Here is a 21,147-nt window from a genome sequence, read left to right as displayed (position 1 = left end):
CACATGTTGTGGATTCATATACTTTATTGTATTTGAATGAAAAAACTTGGCATAAGCCGAAAACAGGATAAATCGCCTGTTCTTCTAGTTTATTTTACAAAATCACTCATAGAATGACAACTTATCAAAATCGTCACCTTTGTCAATTCTACATTTATTACATTCTCATCGTCAAGTAGCGATTTGTCACATTATCGCCAATATATACGTGCTAGTTGGAGCCATTTGAAGTTCCTTTCCTCTAAATGAAGAAATTGGCTGTGTTTTTGCTTGCTTTTCGTTTACTAATACATGCCACGTTTCTTCTTTTGGGAGCTGAACTATTTCATTTTGCAAACCGCTATTGAATAGCACAACAATCTCTTTCCATGGTCCGAAAGATTCTACATTTCGCAAATGGTATGCAAGTGTTTCTTTTGATGTTTGCAAAAAAGTCATATGCTTTTTTATAAGGTCAGCGCTTTTTAATCGGAATGCCCCATGCTCCTTCCGAATCGCAATTAAACCTTTTATATAGTTAACTGTCTCCATCTCTTTTTCTTTTTGATCCCAATCTAATCGATTGATTTCATCATTTGCATTATAACTATTTTCATTTCCTTGCTTCGTACGATAAAACTCTTGCCCCGCATGTAAGAAAGGAATCCCTTGTGAAAGAATAACCATTGCAGTCGCTAAACGATGACGCCTCTTCAAAATTTCTTCTGATTCTGGATTACTTTGCACTAGTTTATCCCACATCGTCATATTGTCATGACATTCTACATAGTTGATGCTTTGCATTGGCTCTAGGAACAATCCTGTCTCTTTCATACTTAAAAGGCTACCAGCTACTATATACTGCAAATGATTACAGTCTACATACCCACCAAATGCAAAGCCACGTTTATTTATATTAAAAGTACTTCCTTTTATTCCATCACGAAATTGATCATTAAACTGTGCAATACATGGCATTTTATTCGCATTATTTAACGTCGCTTTCTCTTCAAGAGGAAGCGGTGTTTGTAAATCCCATCCTTCACCTAATAACAGCGCATCCTGCTTTATTTTTCGCACTTCTTTTTCTAACGCATTCATCGTTTCAACATCTAAAATTCCCATTAAATCAAATCGGAATCCATCAACATTGTATTCAGTAAGCCAATATAAAACAGATTCTATAATAAATTTCCTCATCATTTTCCGTTCAGATGCTATATCATTCCCGACTCCCGTCCCATTAGAAGGCATACCATCTTCACCATGACGAAAATAATATCCTGGGACAAGCTTTTCAAATGATGATAACTCTCTTTCATAAACATGATTATATACAACATCTATAATCACCCTAATGCCGTGCTCATGAAATGTTTCAATCAGTTGCTTACACTCTACTATCCTGTCATACGGATCAGATGGGTTTGTAGCATAAAATCCCGTTGGCGCATTGTAATATAATGGATTGTAACCCCAATTATATGCAGAAGAAGGATTCACCTCATCTACACCACCGAAACAATATACAGGCAATAATTCAACATGTGTAACACCCAAATCTTTTATATGAGACAAGCCTGTTAACGTCCCATTTCGCCCTGTTGTCCCTTCTTCCATTAGCCCTTTATATGTTCCTTTTTTACTCGCCCCACTGTTTGGATGAATATTGGCATCACGAATATGCAGTTCATACAATATGACATCTGTCATTGCCTGCAATGGTGGTAATTGCTCTTGCTTTGTTACATTTGTCTTTTCCAAATCGATAACAACGCCGTACTTCCCATTTACAGTCACTGACTTTGCGTAAGGATCCACCGCTTCATTCCATATTAAATTAATACAAACAAGAAATGTATAATTTTCTCCAGCTAAATTGCCTTGTAATGTATGAGTCCAAACCCCATTTTCTCCTCTATACATTTCATGATCGGTATATTCTTTATCACTTTTATAAATCCTTACTTTCGCAAGCCTCGCAGTTGGAGCCCATACTTTAAATGTCGTTGCCTCTTTTTGATACACAGCACCTAAATCTGTACCTTCGTAATAATACTTTTCATCGAAAATCGCTGTTCTTATGACAGCACCTATTTGTAAATCTGTTTCTTCATTCCGTTCATCTCGTACTGTATAATACTTTCCCACATCTAGCGGCTCTTCTATAAAGCACTCATACTTCGTTGCATCCGGAAGCGCAATCGTATGAGAAATCGGTAAATCTTTCACGTTACTTCCTTCTTGCAAACGAAATGTCCGACTTGTTCCATACGCATGTGGGAGCAAAATTGTAATTTTATTCATTTCATCTAAATAGGCATCAAATGGACGTTTTACTTTCAACATAAAAAAATCACCATCATTCTCAAAGTTAAAATAAAGTGAACCTTTATTTAGTGGTTATTTTGTTCATCCCACTGATTATTGCCCCCAACAATCGGGCAGTTATCTCCCCACCTAATTTCCTCGCATTCGCCGAATTTTGAGGTAGAGTCTGACTGTCCGCAAATAGCGGGATGAAACGAGCTGCAAATGATAAGGCTTTTCTGATCAGTAAGACTCTATACAGTAACTCCATTATTCTCTATAGTATATTCACCTGTATAAAAAACGTTTTCATACATTCTATTTTTGTAATTTTATTTCAGCAATCTCTTTATACTTCGGTGTCTCCTTCACGTGAGATTCGTATAAAGTAATCGTATCCGCTTGAAATGATATTTCAGGCACTTCCTTTATATGTTCTAAATCAAACTTCTCTTCTCCTACCCATTTACGAGCAACAGTAATATGCGGATGATACGGGCGCGTTTCTAAAGAAAATCCATTTCCTTCACACATAGTGTGTACTTGCTTTTGCAATTGAAACAAATCTTGATTCTCGCTTACCTTCGACCAAAAAATACGCGGCCTATCTTCCATACCGAACGTTGCAAATCCTTGTAATGTGAACGATAGTTCTGTTGTTTCTGTAAGTGTTTGTAATCCATTCTTTATTCCTTCTAATTGTTCCTCTGTCGCACTCCCTAAAAATGAAAGGGTAATATGATAGTCTTCTTTATGTACCCATGAACGAAATGGCAATTCCTCTTTCATTTCCTCTTTATAGTTAGACAGCACTTCTTTTATATGATTTGGTAAAGTAATCGCGACAAAATAATGCGGCTCCATGTACATCTTCTCCTTCTTTCTATTGTTGCTTTTCTTTCTTATCTCATTCAATTAAAAAGAATCAAACTTCCCTAAAAGTCTAACCAAGTTCAGAACGCAATAATAAATGAAATTATATCGACGTTTCGACAAGGAATGTCGATATAACAACAAAATACGGCAAGAAAAGCAACCTACACCTAACAGAAAACCGTCCCAAAATCTGTATTGGGACGGCCTCTTATTATTTATATATCCATTACTTCGCTAATTCATGAATTGCTTGCGCATAAATCGCTGTTGCTTTTAATAAATCTTCAATTTCAATGTACTCGTCTTTTTGATGCGCAAGTTCTTCTTTTCCTGGGAATAACGGGCCAAATGCAACGCCAGCTTTCAATGAACGAGCATAAGTACCACCGCCAATTGCTAACAATTCAGCTTTTTCACCAGTTTGTTCTTCATATACGCGTTGCAAAGTACGAATTAACGTATGATCTTTGTCAACGTGATGCGGGCGAGAGTTAGAATAGTCGGCTACTTCAAACCCATGAGTGCCAACATATTCTTTTAACTTCGCAATTGTTTCTTCAAAGTTAGTCGTAACCGGGTAACGTACGTTTAATCCTAAATTGCCACCATTTTCTTTCGAATAAGAAAGGCGACCGACATTTACTGTTAACGGACCACTAATTTCGTCCTTATAAGCAATAGTAGCCTTTTCACCAAAAATATCACCAGTAAATGTTTCTGTTACAAATGTCGCAAATGAATTTGCTTTTCCATCAAGTGAAACTGTAGTTAAGAAGTTTGCTAATGATAAACCTGCATTCTCTCCTTTTTCAGGAGTAGATCCGTGTGCTGAAATTCCTTCCATTTGCAACGTCACTGTATTTCCTTCTATAGTTGATTCCCCTATTTTTTTAGCAGTTTGTAAATACGTTTCATATGCTACTGTAAGTGCATTTACATCTTCTCCTGTAACAACAGCTTCTGCAAAATCAGGAACCATATTTAAACGGCGACCTGACTCAAATGAAATAAGTTCATATGCACCGTTTTTCTCTTCGCTACCATTTTGCACAACTTGTATGTCAGAAATTCCTTTTTCCGCATTAATAATTGGAAAATCTGCATCAGGCGCAAAACCGATTGTTGGCATTTCTTCATTTTTAAAATAATGATCTACACACTTCCAATTACTTTCCTCGTCTGTTCCTAAAATCATACGAACACGTTTGGAAAGAGGTAAGCCTAATTCTTTAACGATTTTCATCGCATAATAAGCTGCCATTGTCGGCCCTTTATCATCAATTGCACCACGTGCAAAAATCTTCCCATCGCGAATATCCGCACTATACGCAGGAGTTGTCCAGCCATCTCCTTCTGGCACAACATCAACGTGACAAAGAATACCTACTAATTCTTCTCCTTGTCCCATTTCAAGATGACCTGCATATCCTGCTAAATTTTTAGAAGTGAAACCTTCTGCTTCTCCTTTATGTAACATGAAAGATAAAGCTTTTTCTACACCTTCACCAAATGGTGCGCCCTCTTTCGCAGATTCTTCTTCCCATACACTTTTAATTTGTAAAAATTGTTGTGTATCACGAATTAAATCATCTTTTCGTTTTGCAACTTCTTCTGTCCAATTAATCGTTGACATCACGCATCCATCCTTCACTATATTGTCTCTTTCATCATAGCAAACGAAAATCTCTTATGCCATACATGAAAACTTAATGACGAACAATTGTAATATTTCAGATATTTCTCATTAGTTTTTCTTTTATTTTCTCAAAAAAATTTGCAGGAATTTGGCGTTTTACGTAGAAATTTATGAGTTAGTTGACTGACCAAATATACAATGTCAACTACCAATATTTTTCTATATGAATATTTGTTAAACTTTTGTAAAATTTAAGTAGATTAAAGCATGAATTTTATCATGTAGAGTACAATGGTAGTAACGACCTTCTTTCCTGAATGGGGTCAAAAAAACTAGTAGAGGAGTGGTTTTCTCTTGAAACCTACAACTACTCGTATGCTAACACGCATTAAATCGATTTATATGTACATCAATGAAAACGGTACGGTAACAACGAAAGACCTTGTAGATGAGTTCGGGATCACACCGCGAACGATACAACGTGATCTAAATGTGTTGCAGTTTAATGAACTCGTGTATAGCCCTTGCCGCGGCAAGTGGACAACGACAGGAAAGAAAGTGAGAATGACCTCATAACAAAAAAATAATTGTATGTAAATAAATACATACCCCTTTCTATATAATTAGAAAGGGGTCTTTTCTATACTCTAAAATTGGCGTTACTTCTCGTTATCTACTTGATACGTCTTTAACATTTCTACTTCTTCATCTGTTAGCTCGCGATATTGCCCAAGTTCTAACTCTTCATCTAACAATAAAGGTCCCATCTCTGTTCTCTTTAAATACACTACTTTTTTCCCTACAGCTTCAAACATACGCTTTACTTGATGGAATTTCCCTTCTGTAATAACAAGCTCAATTTCGGAAATATCATCACTTTTTAAAATTGTAAGTTCGCCTGGCTTCGTTTCATAGCCATCTTCTAAAATAACACCTTTAGCGAATTCTTTTACATCCTCTTCTGTTACAACGCCTGAAATGTGTGCATAATATTTTTTCGGCACATGCTTTTTCGGAGATAATAGTTGATGCGTTAACTTCCCATCATTTGTGATTAATAAGAAACCTTCTGTATCAATATCGAGCCTTCCAACAGGGAATGGATCGAAAATCGCATCTTCTAATTCTAATAAATCTATTACTGTTTCGTGGTTATCATCTTCTGTCGCTGAAATAACACCTTGTGGTTTATGCATCATTAAATAAACAAACTCTTTATATTCCACAACTTCACCGTGAATCATAACCTCTTGCTCTTCTACATTCACATGAAACTTCGCATCTTTCACTGGCGTTCCATCAATTTTCACAACGCCGTCTTTCAGTAATTTCTTTACTTCTTTTCTACTTCCGTGTCCCATATTCGCTAATAATTTATCTAATCTCATGTTCTTCACCTTCTTTATTTATCATAGAAAAGGGGACGTATTTACGCCCCTTTTGATTTCAACTTTATTTTGAATCTACTACCAAGTTTACGCTGGATTTTCTCTAAAGCTTCTCCGCCAAATACTCTTTCTAGTACTCCTGTGCGAATCGCTAACAATCCGTAAACAAGACCACCAATACCTGCACAAATCGCAACTGTAATAAGAGCACCAATACGGCCATCAGGCGAAATCATGAAAGATAGAAGCCATTGTGATAGTTTTACAGCAATAACCATTACAAGTGTTAATACTGCAATTTGGAATGTTCTCTTATATACAACACCAAATGAATAGTTTGCATGTTTTTTGATTTGTCTATTCGTATACCATACGGAAGCTAAGAATCCGACTGCAGTAGCCAAAATCGCCCCCACTGTACCGAAATAACGAATAAAGATTACGTTACATGCAAATTTCAAAATAACACCCATCATAAGTGCAACAATCGCATGTTTCTGCTGGTTAATCCCTTGCAGAATCGCTGCTGTTACTGTGAATAAAGCGAATAACAATGCAACTGGCGCATACCACATTAATACTTGTCCACCTAGTGGATCTGAATCGTAGAAAGCAGTGTAAATTGGATATGCAAGTGTAGAAATACCGATAACTGCTGGCAATGTTAAAAACATATTCGCCTGGAATGTTTGTGTAATTTGTAATTTCAAATAACGGTATTGCTTTTCAGTAAACGACTTTGTAATCGCTGGCACGAGCGTTAAACTAAACGCTGTTGCAAGTGATACTGGAATCATAATTAATTTATGCGTCCACATCGTGAAAATACCAAGCGCTCGCTCTGCGATATCTCCTTGACCAATCGCCTGCATAATAGAGTTAAATGTCAATGTATCAATTTGTTGATATAAAGGAATTGTTAATCCAATTACAACGTAAGGAATTGCATATGCAAACAACTCTTTAAACAATTGAGCGGTACTTACCGTCGATTCTGGTACAGTTTGCTCAATTAAATATTGATCCAAATATTTTTTACGTTTTAACCAGTACCAAATTAATACGCCAAGTGCTCCAACCGCTGAAACGAACGCAGCGAATGTCGCAACCCCAACTGCCGTTGCTACTGTACCGCCAAGTACTTTAATAACGATGAAACTACCCGCTAATAAAAAGACGATACGAATAATTTGCTCAATAATTTGTGAAACCGTAGTCGGCCCCATCGATTGATGGCCTTGGAAATAACCACGAATCAAACTTGCTGCCGGCACAACAATAAGCGCAAAACTTACGAGGCGAATAATCGTCGTAACTTCTTCTATCTTATTTTGTAAACTTTGTTTACCAAGCATTGCTTCTGCAAATAATGGTGCGGTCATGTACAGTACTAAGAAGGAAAGAACTCCTGTTACTATCATCATAACCATTCCCGAGCGGAACATTCTCCGGCTCGTTTTATAATCTCCAAGTGCATTATATTTGGAAACAAACTTCGAAACAGCAAGCGGCACCCCTGCCGTTGCGATACTTAAAAATATCGTATATGGAATGTATCCATATGTATAGAGCGTTCCGCCTTCTGTGCCTACTAATGCATGAAATGGAAAGACGTAAATCATGCCTAAGAACTTTACTAAAAATGTCCCTAACGTCACAATAAGCGTTCCGCGCAGAAATTTTGAATCGGACATACAAAAAATCCTCCTACTTCCTTTATAACGCTGAACTCTAACTTTTGTATTGTACCACAATTCTCTCCTGAAGCAGTACTTCACTCTATTTTTCTTTTAAGGGAAAACATGCTATTCTTTTAGGCAGGAAATGTAGAAAATGAGGTCGATATATTATGCATTATGATGTTATTGTCATCGGCGGCGGTCCTTCAGGGCTAATGGCTGCAATCGGTGCTGCTGAAGAAGGCGCAAGCGTCTTACTTCTTGATAAAGGAAATAAACTAGGACGTAAACTTGCGATTTCTGGTGGTGGTCGTTGTAACGTAACGAACCGTCTACCACTTGATGAAATCGTTAAACATATACCTGGAAATGGTCGCTTCTTATACAGTGCTTTTTCTATTTTCAATAATGAAGATATTATTACATTCTTCGAAAATCTCGGCGTAAAGCTGAAAGAAGAAGACCATGGCCGTATGTTCCCAGTATCAAATAAAGCACAATCAGTAGTAGATGCACTTTTAACACGCTTAAAAGATTTAGGTGTAAAAATCCGTACAAATACACCTGTTGAAACGATTGAATATGAAAATGGTCAAACGAAAGCAGTCGTACTGCAAACAGGCGAAGTGTTAGAAACGAATCACGTCGTTATCGCTGTTGGCGGAAAATCTGTTCCTCAAACTGGTTCTACTGGAGACGGATACGCTTGGGCTGAAAAAGCTGGGCATACAATTACAGAACTTTTCCCAACAGAAGTACCAATTCTTTCAAACGAACCGTTTATTCGTGACCGCACATTGCAAGGTCTTGCTTTACGAGATGTAAACTTAAGTGTATTAAACCCGAAAGGAAAAGTTATCATTTCTCATAAAATGGACATGCTTTTCACTCACTTCGGCCTATCTGGTCCTGCTGCTCTTCGCTGTAGCCAATTCGTTGTGAAAGCGATGAAAAAGTTTAAAACGAACACAGTGCACATGAGTATCGATGCATTGCCAGAAGAAAATAGTGAGCAACTGTTCCAGCGCATGCTGAAACAAATGAAAGAAGATCCGAAAAAAGGAATTAAAAACGTTTTAAAAGGCTATGTTCCTGAACGTTACTTCCTATTCTTATTAGAAAAAAATGAAATTGACGGTAGCGAACAAGCTGGACAAGTTTCTCACGAGAAGATTCGTGCACTTGTGAAAGACTTTAAAGAATTTACCGTTTATGTAAATGGTACGCAATCACTTGAAAAAGCATTTGTTACTGGCGGAGGGGTATCCGTTAAAGAAATTAATCCGAAAGAAATGGCTTCGAAATTCACGAATGGTTTATACTTCTGCGGAGAAGTTCTTGATATTCACGGTTATACTGGCGGCTATAACATTACATCTGCCCTTGTTACTGGCCGAATTGCCGGAACAACAGCTGGACAAAATGCGAAAATGCAATATTAAAAAAGAAACAGGGCTTCCTGTTTCTTTTTTTGGTATGTTGGAATAGCAAAGCAGTACACGAAATTATATCGGCGATACTTTAAATATATCGACCGTTTCTTCAAAAATATCCCTTCCTCCTAACTTCCCATTGCTTTTTTGTTGCTTTATATACCTTAGTACCTTTATATTTTATATTGTTGAATATTCGAAAAAGGGTAAGGGGAAAACAAATGAGAAAAAAAGTCATGATGTCTTTAATGCTAATGACGTTTCTTTCTGCGGTAGAAGGAACGATTGTTAGTACAGCGATCCCTCGTATAACGAGTGATTTGTCAGGCGTCGAACTTGTTAGTTGGGTATATGCAATCTATATGCTTGCAACAGCTGTTTCGACTCCAATATACGGAAAGCTAGCTGATTTATTCGGCCGTAAAAAAGTTCTGCTCATCGGAGCAACAATCTTCTTAATCGGTTCTGCACTTTGCGGAGTCGTTACATCAATGGAACAATTAATCTTCTTCCGTGCTCTTCAAGGTATAGGGGCTGGGGCTGTTATGCCGATCACAATGACGATTATTGGAGACCTATATAGTGAAGCGAAAGACCGCGCGAAAGCACAAGGCTGGATGAGTGCCGTTTGGGGTGTATCTGGTGTTATTGGGCCGTTAGTCGGCGGATTTTTAGTTGATTCTCTTTCTTGGCGCTATATTTTCTTCTTAAACGTTCCTTTTGGAATTATCGCTTGCTTAATGTTTGCCACTTCTTATAAGGAATCTGTTAAGTCTGCCGCCAAGCAACATATCGATTACCTTGGAGCAACAGTCTTCTCATTAAGTACAATCGCTCTGCTATACGCATTATTAACAGGTAGCAGTAAGCAAAACTGGGGAGACATTTCAATTATCGGCCTATTAATCTTTGCCGCTATTTCATTCATTATTTTCTTATACATCGAGAAGAAATCTCCGGAACCATTAATTCCGCTAGCACTTTTCTCTAACCGTACACTATCTACTATAAACATACTAACGCTTATTGCTGGCGCAATGATTATTAGTATTACAGTGTATCTTCCAATTTGGAGCCAAGGTGTTTTAGGAAAAAATGCGACAGAAGCTGGACTCATTTTAATGCCTATTCCTGTTATGTGGACATTCGGTGCTATGTTCTCCGGTAACTTAGTTGGCAAGTTACAAACGAAACAAATCATTTTACTTGGAGCTAGCATTTTATCAGTTGCTACTTTCTTATTATTTACATTATCAACAGATTCACCATCATTCCTTATTTATGTTGCAGTCGGATTATTCGGCTTAGGAATGGGGCTTGTTACACCAATTTACATGGTCACAATTCAAGCAGCTGTACCGGCTCATACACGCGGAACGGCAGTTGGTTTAAACACATTTATTAATACATTTAGTCAAACACTAGGCGCTGCAATCTTCGGAACAATCTTCAATACGATGATTCACGCACGTGGTATTAAAAATCTTGATCTTGTTTCTTCTGGCGGACACGGAGGAACTACAGCAAACGTGGTAACCGAGTCTCAATCCGCATTAGCATCAAGTGTACACGTCATTTATATGAGCACTTTCGTATTAGCGGTATTCACATTAATTATCGCTTGGCTCTTATTAAAGCCAGCTAAACAAACAAGTGAACAATAATAAAGAGGATGACCATTTCGGTCATCCTCTTTATATACTCTATTCCTCATTCTCCACAATATGTTTAAGCATGGACAATTTATTATCCCAAAATCGTTCATAATATGAGAGCCACTGCTGTAATTCTTCTAACGGCTCTGGTTGCAAACGATATATCTTCTCTCTTCCACTCTTTCTTCCACTCACTAAATTCGCTTCTGAAAGAATATGAAGGTGCTTTACAACTGCAGTACGACTCATCGGAAAATGATCCGTTATTTTTGAAATGGGTAACTCTTTATCACTTAATAACCGTAATACTTCTCGGCGGGTTGGATCAGCAATGGCTTGAAATACATCATATTTCGCTGCTGACGAAGACATTTAACCTTCAACAACCTTTTTCAGTTTTTCATTTACAATCGCTACCCATCCGCCATTCATTCTATCGTGAATAATAGAGCTCTTCGCATTCGCTTTCGGAAGAATTTCATCAGGATGTTTCCAGCCGCCGTGAATTAACGTAAATTCTGTTTTATTATCTCCTAGGTCTTTCAAATTAAATGAAACAATCCATCCATCTGTGTCCCATGAGAATGATAAATGGTTTGGCTCATCAATTTCTAACACTTTACATGGTGATGGCCCAAATGGCGATTGCACATGAAACTCATGTCCTACCTCTAATTCAAAATCATTTGGCATAAACCATGAAGCAATTCCTTCTGCAGTTGATACTACATTCCATACTTTTTGAATAGACGCGTTAAAAACAATTGTTTGTTTAATATCATTTAATGTATTTTGTTGTTCCATTTTAATTCTCCTTTATTCGGCGTAAAAATAACACCTTTTAGTTTCATTTTTGATAATATAACACCATTTGGTTATATGTCAAGGAAGGCTATGTTCAATGTTGAGAAATTCTCAACATTTTTTCAACAGGACAAACACCCTCTCAGCATTCCCTCATAATATACTCACAAAGGCAATAAAAAATAAAAACTTCTCTCAACATGAAACTCCATCATTCATATTGAAAGAAGCGCCTTACTTATATCATGCGTACTGTGTCTCTCCTCCTTCCCTCAGGGACAATACGTGAGATATAAAAAATCAGAAGGAATATGCCCACCATTTGAGTAGGTAGTTATTTCTCTTCTCCTCAACATTTCCTTAGGAGCGAAATGACTACCGACTCACTTTTTCAAACAAAAATAAAAAGGGGATGTAAGCTATGTTCTATTGCATTAACTGTTCTGAAATTCACCATGAAAAACATCCGAATGATAAAGTATTCAAAAACGGTTTTTATATTGATCCATTTTTAGGTGATCGTTATCACCTCGGTATGTGCACTGATGCTCAGGAGCATGAAACAGGAGAAGTTCTTTTAACGGAAAAGAAAACAGGCACAACACAATCTATTATGAATATTTTACCGACACATGTTGTCTCAACATAAAGCATAAAAAAGAGCTGGCTCCCTAGCTCTTTTTTATGCTTTATAAACAATCATCGCTGAAAAACAATAAATTTGATTTTCATCATCGTTAATTGAAACACCAACTTGATACTTTATATCTACAAAATTTCCATCATCAATTTTTTTCAAAAATACATTTACAGCGTCTTCTAAGTCTTTTTCATGACTTTCATCAAACACTTTCACACGAATCATGTTAACACCATCCTAGATCGCAGCCCTCCGCCGCTTTTTTATTGCCACGGTGCGTATCTATGATGCGATAAAATTTTCCATCTTCATATATATATCCGTCTTCTAACACATATTGTTTATCTTCAGTATAGACATAAAACTTACCTATCATAAACTTACTCGTATATAATTCCAAATAATCTGGCCTAAATTTAGCTACAACTTTATTTGTAATATCAATTCTAATTGTGCGCCCCACCTTCTCTCCCTCCTTTGCAAAGAACGGATTTAGGTATATTGTATTAGCGATTTTATATTTTATGCTTAAAAATAAGTGGATATGCCTTCTTTCTGCACCTGTACTATTTTTCTAAAAAAGTTCCCTATATTTATTTCACATAAAAGCGCAAAAAAATACATAAAAAAAAAGACCTTTACCATATTGACTCGAATGTATTCAATGTGGTATTATATAAAATTTGACATTTTTATCTAAGTGTGTTATCATTAAAGATGGTTACCACATATGGAGGTGGATGATTTGTTTCAAATTGGTGATAAAATCGTTTATCCAATGCACGGTGCAGGGATCGTCGAAGCGATTGAGGAGAAAGAAATATTAGGTACTTCGCGTCAATATTGTGTGATACGCATCCTTAGTAAAGATATGCAAGTAATGCTTCCGATGGATCAATTACAAAAATCAGGTATACGTTATATCGTCGATAAAGGTACGTTAGATGGTATACTTCTTGAATTTCATCATGGGGAATCAGACCCCTCACTTTCCTGGAAACAAAGATATACAATGAATATGGAAAAAATGAAGAACGGCAATCTTCAAGATAGTGCAGAAGTTGTTCGTGATTTACTTCGTCGCAATAAAGAAAGAGCATTAAATGCGAGCGAAAAACAAATGCTAGATAATGCGCGCAAAATGGTTATTAGCGAAGTTGCGCTCGTACAGAATGTTTCAGAACATCAAGCAACAGAATTTCTTCAAGATACAATCAATCATTAATTTTAAAAATAGCTGACCGCTATTTTTTTTTGCTTAAAAAGGCCAAAGAGATTTATCTCTTTGGCCTTTTCATATTATCCACGCCCAGCTTGAAACGATGGGTATAAAGTCATTCCACCATCTGCAAATAACGTAATTCCAGTTACGTAACTCGCCTCTGATGAAGCGAGCCAAGTTGCTACTGCTGCGATTTCTTCAGGTTTTCCAATGTAGCCCATTGGTATCATACTTTCTACGTCTTCACGTTTTTTCGGGTCAGCAAATTTTTCAGCATTAATTGGCGTATTAATTGCACCAGGCCCAATATTATTTACTCGAATACCTTTTGGTGCATATTCTAACGCTAACGTTTCTGTCATAAGTTTAATACCGCCCTTACTTGCCGCATAGTGCACGAATAATGGCCACGGGATTTTCTCATGAACACTAGACATATTAATGACAGATCCTTTAATATCGTGTTCCACAAAATATTTAATCGCTTCACGGCTCCCTAAAAAAGCACCCGTTAAATTTGTATTGATTACTTTATTCCAATCCTCTAACGGCATTTCATGCGATGGGACTGCGTTTTCTATCCCTGCATTATTAATCATAACGTCGAGCGTACCAAATTCTTTCACAGCAGATTGAATGAGATTCACAACATCCGATTCAATCGTGACATCCCCCTTTACAGCAATCGCTTCTCCGCCTACTTTTTTAATTTCTTCTAACACATCATTTGCTTCTGACTCTCGTGAGCGATAATTAATAACAACTTTCGCCTTCTCCTTAGCAAATCGTACCCCCATCGCTCTTCCGAGACCCGTTGCTGACCCTGTAATAACGACAACTTTGCCTTCTAAATCGCTATACATTTCAATACCTCCTTTAACTTTTTGCAATACCTAGCATAATTCCGGCTGCGATAATAAAAACGATACCAACGACAATCCCTATTAATTGACGCTTCGTTTTTCTTTCACCTAATATAAGAATCCCGCCAAGCGTCGAAATAATAATGCCCATTTGTGAAAGTGAAAAACTTGTTGCAACTCCGACGCGCGGCTGCGAAATGAATAAAAACATATTTCCAGCTGCCCAAATTAATCCTGGAATAATATTTCGTATCGCATATTTATTAAATGGATGATGTTTAAACGTAAGTAAAATGCCTCCTAACACCATACCGACTGCTTGCGGTAATAAAGCAGACCAACCATCTACGTTAAATAACCTAATAACTACTACATAAACTAAATAACCGACCGTTGAAATTAATAAAATAATAATTCCTTTTTTGAAATTCCCTGCTTGCTCTGCATTCTTTTCTTCTTTACTTTGAAGTGATGTTAAAACAACCCCGATAATAATACAAACGAGCGCCAAAACTCCAAGGACAACTGATATTGTCGTCGACCATTCATGAAATACAATAACGCCAAATAAAGTCGTCGCAACTAATTGAAGTCCCGTTGAAATTGGCATCGTTCTGGAAACACCCATTAAATCAATACTTTTCAATTGATTCGCCTGACCAAGCGCCCAAAATAAACCTGACACAATCCCAACTCCAATAACGGTAGGCGTTAATACTGGCTTCACAAAAATATAAACAACAATCGAGAAAATAAGCGCACCGAACGTTGTACCGAGCGTTTGACTATACGGTCCCCCGCCCAGTTTCACGTTAAATAGCACAATACTTCCCCAAAATATAGCTGGTAAAATCGCTAAAAGTATATCCATCGCTCATTACCTTTCTCTACAAAATGTCATAGGTTATCGCTCTAAATCATTAGAATGAGCTTTTATTTTTTCGTTTTTTCGTGCGCAAACCTTTTCTGCAATAGCACCAGAAACATTCTTTTCTCGCTCCACTTTCTTTATCTTTACGTGATCTAAATTATCTTCCAAAGTAAGTGTAACTTTATCATTCGGTGGATTATGCGCCCCTTGAAATGTAAGAAATTGTAGCGTAACTGCAAATTTAGGAATAAACTCATCTTTCTTCCCAATGCGCTTTATGTTTGTAACGGATTCACATTCATGTTGATCTTCTGTCACTTGCCTTATAACCGAGTAATATCGATTCAGCAACGCACTTTCTAAAAGCTGTTCCGTCGATTCTTTTGCCAAAGAATTGCTTGGAGAAAAGAAAAAAACAGAACATATCATTGAAATAATTACACATATCTTTTTCATAACTTCCTCCTTTTCCTATAAGATAGTGTTCTCCAAAATGCCATAAAAAAACGACTTTCCCTATATAGGAAAGTCGTTTTTTATAGCACAAATCCAATATTAACCACCACTCACTGGTGGTATTAATGCAACTACATCACCAGATTGTATCGTATCATCTTCATTTGCGTACTCTTCATTAATCGCAACCATAATTGGCGCTGACACTGGTACATTATATTCTTTCGCAACAATATCTTTTAACTCTGCAACAGTAATATTTTCTTTCTCCATTTGTAATTCACTCGTTCCTGCTTCTTCTTGCAAGTTCGCAAATAACAATACTCGAATCATATTTATAACTCCTTCCCAGGCTCTCCTGCTGGATATGGTGTTTTTTCTAATTGATCACCAATCCATGAGTCACCATCTTCCCAAAACTCCTTTTTCCAAATCGGAACAATTTGCTTAATACGCTCCATAATATATTCATTCGCTTCATAAGCCTCTTTGCGATGAGGCGTTGACACAGCAACAACAACCGCTATATCAGAAATTCGCAGCGTGCCGATGCGATGCGTAATCGCAACATGTGTACCGGGCCACTTCTCCTTCACTTCTGATCCAATTTTCTGTAGCATCTTTTCTGCCATCGTCTTATAAGCTACATACTCTAAGTATAGTGTACGACGCCCTTTCGTAAACTCCCTAACTGTTCCGATAAATGTTGTGACAGCACCACATTCACGGCGAACTACTTTCTTTGTCACTTCTTCAATCGAGATTTCTGTATCCATTACTTCATAATATGTAGTTATCATTTTGCACTCCTAACCGTTTGTAAAAACCAGTCTATATACAACTTTTCTTCTGTTATATGAAATACTTTATATTCTTCTCGTACATTTGATGGAGCATCATACCACGTAATAATCGCCGCTATATTTTCTACTTTATGTAAAAGTTCAGCGTCTTCCGCAGAACGAAGTAACACTATTTTTGGATATTCCTCAGCTTTATAGCCCTCTATTAAAATCGTATCCACTTCAAAAAATTCGTACAAGCGGATAATTTCTTGCAAGGACCATTCATCTCGTAAAGAGGACAGAGATAGTAATCCAGCGCCTTCTACACTACTTACTACAGCACCAGCTTTTCGGTGTCTTTCACTATCTTTTTGCGCTACTTCAGGAAAGCCCCCATGACCATGATGTTTAATTGTAGCAACCTTCATTTCTCTTTCAGCTAATGCATGTACCATTTTCTCTACAAGTGTTGTTTTCCCGCTATTTTGATACCCTACTATTTGTAAGATTGAAGAGGCTTTGCCCACGGCCAATCACTTCCCTCAGAGCATTCTAACAATAATACAGATACTTTCATTCCTGCTTCAAACCCTCTCGTCCCTCCAGGCAGCACAATAAAAGCATTTGCATCCGCAAGTGAAGAGACCGCACTCGATTTATCTAAACCAACTGGCGCCGCTTGTAGTGCCCCATTAACAATGCTCGCTTTCGCTCTTACAAAACGAGTAAACGGATTTGGTTTCGGAAAATCTTTTTGCAAAATAGCATCAGCTCTATATGCGTGAGGATCCTTCGCATGCAAATACGTTTTTATAATTGGATGCACTAATAATTCGAAACCTACATAACAAGCTGATGGATTACCTGATAAACCGAAAAGTAACTTTCCATCAACTTCAGCTACTGTCGTTACACTTCCGGGTCTCATCGCTATTTTATTAAAGAGTACATTCGCCTGTAACCTTTCATAAATAGCTGGTAAATAGTCGTAATCCCCTACTGAAACACCGCCCGTTGTAATTAAAATATCAACCTCATCCATCGCTGATTTAACGGCTGTAAAACATGTGTCTAACTCATCGGCAAGTTGTCCATAGTGACGCACTTTTCCGCCAACTTTCATAATTTGAGCGGCAATCATATAAGAGTTACTATTTCTAATTTTGCCTGGCTCAAGCGGCTCATGCACTTCAAGTAATTCGCTGCCTGTCGTTACAATACCGACAACAGGCTGTTTTACAACTTTCACAGTGCTATATCCAAACGTTGCTAACAGTGCGGCAACACCTGGATTGATTACAACACCTTTGTTAACAAGGACTTGATTTTGTTTTATATCTTCTCCTTTAAATGACACATTGTCACCATTTTGGAAAGAGCGTTTCAACTTCATATATGTACTTTCGTTCTTCTCGAACCCTTCCGTCAACTCTAGCATTACGACTGCATTGCAATCTTCTGGGATAGCTGCTCCTGTCATAATACGAACCGCCTGAAAAGCCCCTACTTCTTCTGTAAAAACAAACCCTGCTCCGATCTCTCCTATTACTTCAAATTCAACCGGCTGCTCTTGACTCGCTTCCTTCGTATCTTCTGCTCGAATTGCGAAACCATCGTAAGGAGAACGATCAAAGTGAGGAACATCGTGATCTGAGACAACATCCTCTCCAAGAATCCTCCCGTAACTTTCTGTAATAGAAACTTCTTCTACTTCACCATGCTTAGCGTATTTCATAACCCGCTCTACTGCCTCAGCAACTTGAATCGGGATTCGTTTTTCTACCATTGTTTCTCACCTCATATTTGCAAAATATCTAATCTCGATTACACTTTATATATTAAATAGCAATTACTTCAAGGAGGAATTCCATGTCTTCATTTACACATTTCAATGACCAAGGACGCGCTAAAATGGTTGATATAAGTGACAAAAAAATAACCGTTCGAACAGCAATAGCATGCTCTAGCATTCTCGTTACGAAAGAAATTTTTGATAAAATCTCTCACAATGAAATTGGTAAAGGTGATGTATTAGCTGTTGCACAAATCGCAGGCATTATGGCTGCGAAACGTACTTCTGATATTATCCCAATGTGCCATCCTTTATTATTAAAAGGTGTTGATGTCTCTTTCGATTGGAAACAGTCAGAAGAACAATATCGACTACTTATTGAAGTAAAAGTTAAAACAGAAGGTAGTACCGGCGTTGAGATGGAAGCTTTAACAGCTGCTTCCGCTACCGCTCTTACTGTATATGACATGTGTAAAGCCGTTGATAAGAGTATGATTATTGGCGAAACGTACTTACTTGAAAAAACGGGCGGAAAAAATGGAGATTATATTAGAAATTCTTAATCCTATCTTTTCCAGTTGAACCTAAAGGACTCTCCTTTAGGTTCAACCTATATATCTTGCATATAGTCGTTTCGCAACATTCATATCATTCGTACCATGAATAAATGCCCTGCCATCTGTAAATAAAACAAAACGATATTCTTCCACTGGAAATGATAATAAATACGGCGTTGCTTTTACATCCACACTTTTTTGTAAGCGCTTTTTAATTTCTTCTAAATTAAAACCCTGACGCACACCTGGGCGGATTTGAACTGTATTTCGTCCACATAATACTTCTGTTTTCGTTTGAGCTTCAAATGTTAAACTCGGATATGTACGTAATTTTCCACAAGATAAACATGTATCCTTTTTCTGTCTATTCACTTTAAATGCCATCTGTTGATTATTCCAAAGATCAAATGATAGCATCGTTTCACGAAGTGCCTCAAAATCTTCTACTAATATTTTCAAGGCTTCCGTTATTTGATGTGCAACTACTAATTGCACTGCTGGCTGTATAATACCGGCCGTATCACATGTCGCTCCGCTCGCCGGATGTTCCATTAAACATCGAAAACACGGCGTTTTTCCTGGTAAGATTGTATAAGTTACTCCGTAACTTCCAACACATCCTCCGTATATCCATGGAACGTTATACATCTGAGATATATCATTAATAAGAAGGCGCGTTTCAAAATTATCTGTCGCATCCAATATTAAATCTACACCTTTAATTAACTCTTCCATTTCTTGCACCGTTACATCAGTCACAATCGGTACAATTTCTACTTCGGAATTAATTGCCTTTAAATGTTCTGCTGCCGCTATCGCTTTCGGCTTATAATGCTTTGCATCTTCTTCTGTATATAATTGTTGCCTTTGTAAATTACTCCATTCTACATAATCACGATCAGCAATTGTTATTTTTCCAACACCTGCTCTAACAATTGCTTCTGCATTCGCTGCTCCGAGCGCACCAGCACCGATGACGAGCACGTGCTTCCCTCTTATTTTCCGTTGCCCTTCTTCCCCAACACCAGAAAATAACATTTGTCTTGAATATCGCTCTTGCATACGACATCCCCCTTTCTTATCCTCCTATATAAGACATTTCAATTTTCGGACGATTTTTCGCACTTTCTTCTGTCCGTTCATCTGAATACCTATCTTTTCTATTCATCCATACATCTTGTATAACATGTAATAGCTCTTCATCCGAAAGATTATCTCTAAGAAGTTCCCTTATATCCAATCCTTCCGTCGCAAACAAACAAGTATAGAATTTTCCATCCGCCGAAATTCTCGCCCTCGTACAAGAAGAACAAAACGACTCAGAAACAGAAGTAATAAACCCGACCTCTACATTTGTTCCAACATACCGATATCGTTTCGCAACTTCACCAAAATAATGCGCTTCAGCTGGCTCAAGCGGATACACTCCATGAATCATCTCAATTAATTCCCGCTTTGTAACTACTTGATCAAAATTCCATCCATTCGTACTACCAACGTCCATAAACTCAATAAATCTAAGTGAAATTCCTTGCTCTTTAAAATACGCAGCCATCGGAAGTACTTGATGATCGTTCATCCCTTTTTTCACAACCATATTTACTTTTACTTCAAGCCCTGCCTCTTTTGCTGCTATAATGCCCTTAATCACAGGTTTTGTATTAATATTTCGACCATTAATATTTCTAAATATATCATCATCTATCGCATCTAAACTAACATTTACTCTATGTAATCCAGCTTCTTTTAATGCCTTCGCTTGTTTCGTTAAATGAATCGCATTTGTCGTTAATCCTATATCTACTAGCCCTTCAATTTTCACGAGACGTGCAATAAGTTTTGCTAAATCTTTACGGAGTAGTGGCTCACCACCAGTAAGTCTAATTTTTCTTACACCGATGCTAACAAACACTTTTGCCAAACGCTCGATTTCATCAAACGTCAGTAAAAACTCATCTTTCAAAAAAGCATAATCAGGCCCAAATACTTCTGCCGGCATACAATATGTACATCTAAAATTGCAACGATCAATGACAGATATGCGTAAATCTTGAAGTGGGCGTCCAAAAAAGTCTTTAACCATCTCCTGCATCGCCACCCTCCCTTTCTGCCAAATTTCTCTCTTTTCATTCTATTATAATATATTTTCGAACTGCGATGTTTTTGCTAAGGTGAATAAAGTGAAACTTTAAACAATAGAA

Annotated in this window: 24 protein-coding genes; 6 read left to right on the top strand and 18 right to left on the bottom strand. The window is 37.4% G+C overall.

Annotation, left to right across the window (positions count from 1 at the left end; genetic code table 11):
- Positions 1–186: 186 nt before the first annotated feature.
- The 3 genes from pulA to pepV form a co-directional block, all read right to left on the bottom strand.
- A complete protein-coding gene (gene pulA / locus QCI75_RS03785; protein WP_353759982.1) occupies positions 187–2,328 on the bottom strand; it encodes a type I pullulanase in 2,142 nt (713 codons plus the stop codon).
- 279 nt (positions 2,329–2,607) lie between these two features.
- The gene (gene thpR, locus QCI75_RS03780; protein WP_144504656.1) at positions 2,608–3,153 is read right to left on the bottom strand and encodes an RNA 2',3'-cyclic phosphodiesterase; all 546 of its coding nucleotides are present in this window, start codon (positions 3,151–3,153) and stop codon (positions 2,608–2,610) included.
- A gap of 238 nt (positions 3,154–3,391) precedes the next feature.
- A complete protein-coding gene (gene pepV, locus QCI75_RS03775) occupies positions 3,392–4,798 on the bottom strand; it encodes a dipeptidase PepV (RefSeq protein WP_144504654.1) in 1,407 nt (468 codons plus the stop codon).
- A 357-nt stretch (positions 4,799–5,155) separates the two neighbouring features.
- Between pepV and QCI75_RS03770 the strand changes: the two genes are divergently transcribed.
- Positions 5,156–5,377, top strand: coding sequence for a DeoR family transcriptional regulator (locus QCI75_RS03770; protein WP_000805512.1), 222 nt, complete (start codon positions 5,156–5,158; stop codon positions 5,375–5,377).
- Positions 5,378–5,460: 83 nt separating this feature from the next.
- On the opposite strand, the gene QCI75_RS03765 is transcribed toward QCI75_RS03770, so the two are convergent.
- Positions 5,461–6,189, bottom strand: coding sequence for a pseudouridine synthase (locus QCI75_RS03765; protein ID WP_144504652.1), 729 nt, complete (start codon positions 6,187–6,189; stop codon positions 5,461–5,463).
- Positions 6,190–6,230: 41 nt separating this feature from the next.
- Entirely contained in the window at positions 6,231–7,883 is a 1,653-nt protein-coding gene (locus tag QCI75_RS03760; RefSeq protein WP_098775627.1) for a putative polysaccharide biosynthesis protein, read from the bottom strand.
- Between the two features lie 155 nt (positions 7,884–8,038).
- Between QCI75_RS03760 and QCI75_RS03755 the strand changes: the two genes are divergently transcribed.
- Both QCI75_RS03755 and QCI75_RS03750 read left to right on the top strand, forming a co-directional pair.
- The gene (locus tag QCI75_RS03755; RefSeq protein WP_144504650.1) at positions 8,039–9,310 is read left to right on the top strand and encodes a BaiN/RdsA family NAD(P)/FAD-dependent oxidoreductase; all 1,272 of its coding nucleotides are present in this window, start codon (positions 8,039–8,041) and stop codon (positions 9,308–9,310) included.
- A 212-nt stretch (positions 9,311–9,522) separates the two neighbouring features.
- The gene (locus QCI75_RS03750) at positions 9,523–10,965 is read left to right on the top strand and encodes an MDR family MFS transporter (RefSeq protein WP_144504648.1); all 1,443 of its coding nucleotides are present in this window, start codon (positions 9,523–9,525) and stop codon (positions 10,963–10,965) included.
- Positions 10,966–11,004: 39 nt separating this feature from the next.
- Here QCI75_RS03750 and QCI75_RS03745 read toward each other — a convergent pair whose 3' ends face one another.
- Both QCI75_RS03745 and QCI75_RS03740 read right to left on the bottom strand, forming a co-directional pair.
- Positions 11,005–11,328: an ArsR/SmtB family transcription factor gene (locus QCI75_RS03745; RefSeq protein WP_000098845.1), complete on the bottom strand. Its 324-nt coding sequence runs from the start codon at positions 11,326–11,328 to the stop codon at positions 11,005–11,007.
- Positions 11,329–11,760 (bottom strand): SRPBCC family protein, encoded by a 432-nt coding sequence (locus tag QCI75_RS03740; RefSeq protein WP_144504646.1) that lies wholly within the window; start codon positions 11,758–11,760, stop codon positions 11,329–11,331. It lies immediately after the preceding gene.
- A 421-nt stretch (positions 11,761–12,181) separates the two neighbouring features.
- Here QCI75_RS03740 and QCI75_RS03735 point away from each other — a divergent pair, with 421 nt between their 5' ends.
- A complete protein-coding gene (locus QCI75_RS03735; RefSeq protein WP_144504644.1) occupies positions 12,182–12,409 on the top strand; it encodes a DUF3973 domain-containing protein in 228 nt (75 codons plus the stop codon).
- Positions 12,410–12,442: 33 nt separating this feature from the next.
- On the opposite strand, the gene QCI75_RS03730 is transcribed toward QCI75_RS03735, so the two are convergent.
- Positions 12,443–12,625, bottom strand: coding sequence for a sporulation protein Cse60 (locus QCI75_RS03730; RefSeq protein ID WP_000621746.1), 183 nt, complete (start codon positions 12,623–12,625; stop codon positions 12,443–12,445).
- Position 12,626: 1 nt separating this feature from the next.
- Positions 12,627–12,863 carry a DUF2553 family protein gene (locus QCI75_RS03725; protein WP_098775633.1) on the bottom strand — a complete coding sequence of 79 codons (237 nt, stop codon included), beginning with the start codon at positions 12,861–12,863 and terminating at the stop codon, positions 12,627–12,629.
- Between the two features lie 267 nt (positions 12,864–13,130).
- Here QCI75_RS03725 and QCI75_RS03720 point away from each other — a divergent pair, with 267 nt between their 5' ends.
- Positions 13,131–13,625: a CarD family transcriptional regulator gene (locus tag QCI75_RS03720; RefSeq protein ID WP_083595994.1), complete on the top strand. Its 495-nt coding sequence runs from the start codon at positions 13,131–13,133 to the stop codon at positions 13,623–13,625.
- A gap of 74 nt (positions 13,626–13,699) precedes the next feature.
- Here the strand turns inward: QCI75_RS03720 and QCI75_RS03715 are convergent, their stop codons facing one another.
- From QCI75_RS03715 to QCI75_RS03685, 7 genes are all read right to left on the bottom strand, one after another.
- Positions 13,700–14,485 (bottom strand): glucose 1-dehydrogenase, encoded by a 786-nt coding sequence (locus QCI75_RS03715; protein ID WP_144504642.1) that lies wholly within the window; start codon positions 14,483–14,485, stop codon positions 13,700–13,702.
- A gap of 13 nt (positions 14,486–14,498) precedes the next feature.
- Positions 14,499–15,356, bottom strand: coding sequence for a glucose uptake protein GlcU (gene glcU, locus QCI75_RS03710; protein WP_144504640.1), 858 nt, complete (start codon positions 15,354–15,356; stop codon positions 14,499–14,501).
- Between the two features lie 33 nt (positions 15,357–15,389).
- Positions 15,390–15,812 (bottom strand): DUF3888 domain-containing protein, encoded by a 423-nt coding sequence (locus QCI75_RS03705; RefSeq protein ID WP_144504638.1) that lies wholly within the window; start codon positions 15,810–15,812, stop codon positions 15,390–15,392.
- A gap of 99 nt (positions 15,813–15,911) precedes the next feature.
- Entirely contained in the window at positions 15,912–16,145 is a 234-nt protein-coding gene (gene moaD / locus QCI75_RS03700; protein WP_144504636.1) for a molybdopterin converting factor subunit 1, read from the bottom strand.
- Between the two features lie 2 nt (positions 16,146–16,147).
- Positions 16,148–16,612, bottom strand: a complete 465-nt coding sequence (locus tag QCI75_RS03695; protein ID WP_144504634.1) for a molybdenum cofactor biosynthesis protein MoaE — start codon at positions 16,610–16,612, stop codon at positions 16,148–16,150.
- Positions 16,609–17,130 carry a molybdopterin-guanine dinucleotide biosynthesis protein B gene (gene mobB / locus QCI75_RS03690; RefSeq protein ID WP_142344554.1) on the bottom strand — a complete coding sequence of 174 codons (522 nt, stop codon included), beginning with the start codon at positions 17,128–17,130 and terminating at the stop codon, positions 16,609–16,611. The genes QCI75_RS03695 and mobB overlap by 4 nt, the downstream gene beginning before the upstream one ends.
- Complete coding sequence (locus QCI75_RS03685; RefSeq protein WP_353759981.1) at positions 17,094–18,383, bottom strand: molybdopterin molybdotransferase MoeA; 1,290 nt, start codon at positions 18,381–18,383, stop codon at positions 17,094–17,096. Before QCI75_RS03685 ends, mobB begins: the two co-directional genes overlap by 37 nt.
- An 83-nt stretch (positions 18,384–18,466) precedes the next feature.
- On the opposite strand from QCI75_RS03685, the gene moaC reads away from it, so the two are divergent.
- Positions 18,467–18,952 (top strand): cyclic pyranopterin monophosphate synthase MoaC, encoded by a 486-nt coding sequence (moaC, locus tag QCI75_RS03680; protein WP_144504630.1) that lies wholly within the window; start codon positions 18,467–18,469, stop codon positions 18,950–18,952.
- 42 nt (positions 18,953–18,994) lie between these two features.
- On the opposite strand, the gene QCI75_RS03675 is transcribed toward moaC, so the two are convergent.
- On the bottom strand, positions 18,995–20,008 hold the full coding sequence (locus QCI75_RS03675; protein ID WP_353759980.1) for a molybdopterin-synthase adenylyltransferase MoeB: 1,014 nt from the start codon (positions 20,006–20,008) through the stop codon (positions 18,995–18,997).
- A gap of 16 nt (positions 20,009–20,024) precedes the next feature.
- On the bottom strand, positions 20,025–21,038 hold the full coding sequence (gene moaA, locus QCI75_RS03670; RefSeq protein ID WP_353759979.1) for a GTP 3',8-cyclase MoaA: 1,014 nt from the start codon (positions 21,036–21,038) through the stop codon (positions 20,025–20,027).
- Positions 21,039–21,147 lie beyond the last annotated feature (109 nt).

This window comes from Bacillus cereus group sp. RP43, assembly GCF_040459645.1.
Taxonomy (GTDB): Bacteria; Bacillota; Bacilli; order Bacillales; family Bacillaceae_G; genus Bacillus_A; species Bacillus_A mycoides_C.
The sequence above is the reverse complement of the archived record's forward strand: the minus strand, read 5'-3'. Positions and strand labels throughout refer to the sequence as shown.

Excerpts from the sequence above, each read along its gene's own strand:
- QCI75_RS03760 (WP_098775627.1), bottom strand. The coding sequence starts at position 7,883 with ATGTCCGATTCAAAATTTCTGCGCGGAACGCTTATTGTGACGTTAGGG.
- QCI75_RS03745 (WP_000098845.1), bottom strand. The coding sequence starts at position 11,328 with ATGTCTTCGTCAGCAGCGAAATATGATGTATTTCAAGCCATTGCTGAT.
- moaC (WP_144504630.1), top strand. The coding sequence starts at position 18,467 with ATGTCTTCATTTACACATTTCAATGACCAAGGACGCGCTAAAATGGTT.
- QCI75_RS03695 (WP_144504634.1), bottom strand. The coding sequence starts at position 16,612 with ATGATAACTACATATTATGAAGTAATGGATACAGAAATCTCGATTGAA.
- QCI75_RS03715 (WP_144504642.1), bottom strand. The coding sequence starts at position 14,485 with ATGTATAGCGATTTAGAAGGCAAAGTTGTCGTTATTACAGGGTCAGCA.
- moaA (WP_353759979.1), bottom strand. The coding sequence starts at position 21,038 with ATGCAGGAGATGGTTAAAGACTTTTTTGGACGCCCACTTCAAGATTTA.
- QCI75_RS03685 (WP_353759981.1), bottom strand. The coding sequence starts at position 18,383 with ATGGTAGAAAAACGAATCCCGATTCAAGTTGCTGAGGCAGTAGAGCGG.
- QCI75_RS03750 (WP_144504648.1), top strand. The coding sequence starts at position 9,523 with ATGAGAAAAAAAGTCATGATGTCTTTAATGCTAATGACGTTTCTTTCT.
- QCI75_RS03765 (WP_144504652.1), bottom strand. The coding sequence starts at position 6,189 with ATGAGATTAGATAAATTATTAGCGAATATGGGACACGGAAGTAGAAAA.
- QCI75_RS03735 (WP_144504644.1), top strand. The coding sequence starts at position 12,182 with ATGTTCTATTGCATTAACTGTTCTGAAATTCACCATGAAAAACATCCG.
- moaD (WP_144504636.1), bottom strand. The coding sequence starts at position 16,145 with ATGATTCGAGTATTGTTATTTGCGAACTTGCAAGAAGAAGCAGGAACG.
- QCI75_RS03730 (WP_000621746.1), bottom strand. The coding sequence starts at position 12,625 with ATGATTCGTGTGAAAGTGTTTGATGAAAGTCATGAAAAAGACTTAGAA.
- QCI75_RS03720 (WP_083595994.1), top strand. The coding sequence starts at position 13,131 with ATGGAGGTGGATGATTTGTTTCAAATTGGTGATAAAATCGTTTATCCA.
- QCI75_RS03675 (WP_353759980.1), bottom strand. The coding sequence starts at position 20,008 with ATGCAAGAGCGATATTCAAGACAAATGTTATTTTCTGGTGTTGGGGAA.
- thpR (WP_144504656.1), bottom strand. The coding sequence starts at position 3,153 with ATGGAGCCGCATTATTTTGTCGCGATTACTTTACCAAATCATATAAAA.
- QCI75_RS03740 (WP_144504646.1), bottom strand. The coding sequence starts at position 11,760 with ATGGAACAACAAAATACATTAAATGATATTAAACAAACAATTGTTTTT.
- pepV (WP_144504654.1), bottom strand. The coding sequence starts at position 4,798 with ATGTCAACGATTAATTGGACAGAAGAAGTTGCAAAACGAAAAGATGAT.
- glcU (WP_144504640.1), bottom strand. The coding sequence starts at position 15,356 with ATGGATATACTTTTAGCGATTTTACCAGCTATATTTTGGGGAAGTATT.
- QCI75_RS03755 (WP_144504650.1), top strand. The coding sequence starts at position 8,039 with ATGCATTATGATGTTATTGTCATCGGCGGCGGTCCTTCAGGGCTAATG.
- pulA (WP_353759982.1), bottom strand. The coding sequence starts at position 2,328 with ATGTTGAAAGTAAAACGTCCATTTGATGCCTATTTAGATGAAATGAAT.
- QCI75_RS03705 (WP_144504638.1), bottom strand. The coding sequence starts at position 15,812 with ATGAAAAAGATATGTGTAATTATTTCAATGATATGTTCTGTTTTTTTC.